Below are 1,446 nucleotides of genomic sequence, written 5' to 3'. Positions count from 1 at the left end.
GCGGGCCGGGCGCCGCCGTCGCGTCAGCGACCGGCACCGTGATGGCGTAACCCTTGACCGGATACACCGGCAATTGCAAACCCAGCGGCTTGACCAGCGCCACCGATGCGCTGGCGCAGGCCACCACATAGGCGTCGGCCTTCAACATGCCGTTGGCGGTGCGCAGCCCGGTGACGGCGCCGCCGGCATATTCGATCTGCTGCACGGACGTGCCGAGCTCGAAGCCGACACCCTGGGTCTGCAGCCAGCCGGCCAGCGCGCGGGCGAACAGCGGACAATTGCCGGTCTCATCCTGCGGCAACAGCATGCCGCCGACCAGTTGATCGCGCGCGGCGCGCAGGGCCGGGTCGAAGGTCACGCAGGCGCCGGCGTCGAGCAACTCGTAGGCCACGCCCGCTTCGGCCAGCACGCGCGCGGCGAGGCCGGCGTTGTCCATGCCTTCCTGGGTGCGGAACAGTTGCAGGTTGCCGACCGTGGTTTGTTCGTACTCAATGCCGAGGCGTTCGCGGATGTCCTTCAGCTGCGTGTGGCTGTAGCGCGCCAGGCGTCCCATGCGCGCCTTGTTGACGGCGTAGCGATCGGCGTTGCATTGCGACAGGAACTGGCCGAGCCAGCGCCATTGATGACGGTCCAGGCGCGGCGTGAAGCGCAATGCCGACTCCATGCCCAGCCAGCTTTGCAGCGACCACTTGAGCGACTTGCCCTTCATCCCGGGCGCCGCCCACGGCGTGGCGTAGGACGGGCAGACGTGGCCGGCGTTGCCGACGCTGGTTTCGGCCGCGACTTCCGGCTGGCGGTCGACTACCGTGACGGTGTAGCCCTTTTCGTGCAGGAAATAGGCGGTGGTTACGCCGACGATGCCGGCGCCGATGACGATGATGTGCATGATGAATTAACTATTTATAGAGTAAGGCCACCGTCGATGTGCCAAACCTGACCCGTGACGTATGACGCGGCCGGGCTCAGTAAAAAGGCGATGACGTTGGCGATTTCCTGCGGTTGGCCGAGGCGCTGCATGGGAATGCGCTCCAGCGCGGCGGCCCAGGCGGCCGGGTCGATGGCGGATTTGTTGGGATCGGATTTCTGCACGTAGCCGGGCGCCACGGCATTGACGGTCGCGCCCGACGGCGCCAGCTGCACCGCCAGCGATTTCACCAGCGCTTCGATGCCGGCCTTGGCCGCAGCCGAGGCCGGGAAACCCGATTCGCCGAGGCGATACACGTGCGCGACAAAAGAGCTGACCGCCACCACGCGGCCCGCCGGCGCCTGTTGCAAGGCGTCCTTGCAGGCAGTGACCAGCTGGAAGAAGCCGCCCAGCAGCGCATCAATCGAACGCGACCAGTCCTGCGTACTGAGCTCGCCGATGCGCTTGCGGTCGGCGAAGCCGGCGTTGGCAACCAGGGCGTCGAGGCGGCCGTAGGTGTTGAGTGCGACGTCGGCGTCCTA

General features: G+C 67.0%; 1 protein-coding gene and 1 pseudogene. Both read right to left on the bottom strand.

The window, feature by feature from the left end:
- Window positions 1-886: FAD-dependent oxidoreductase (locus HLUSI_RS0107540; protein ID WP_016833393.1), on the bottom strand; the 886-nt coding region annotated here is incomplete at its 3' end.
- 14 nt (window positions 887-900) lie between these two features.
- A pseudogene (locus HLUSI_RS27505) lies at window positions 901-1,419 on the bottom strand (SDR family NAD(P)-dependent oxidoreductase); the annotation flags it as partial.
- Between the last annotated feature and the right edge of the window lie 27 nt (window positions 1,420-1,446).

This window comes from Herbaspirillum lusitanum P6-12, assembly GCF_000256565.1.
In the GTDB taxonomy this organism is placed as follows: domain Bacteria; phylum Pseudomonadota; class Gammaproteobacteria; order Burkholderiales; family Burkholderiaceae_D; genus Herbaspirillum; species Herbaspirillum lusitanum.
This window is presented reverse-complemented; position numbering and strand designations above follow the sequence as displayed.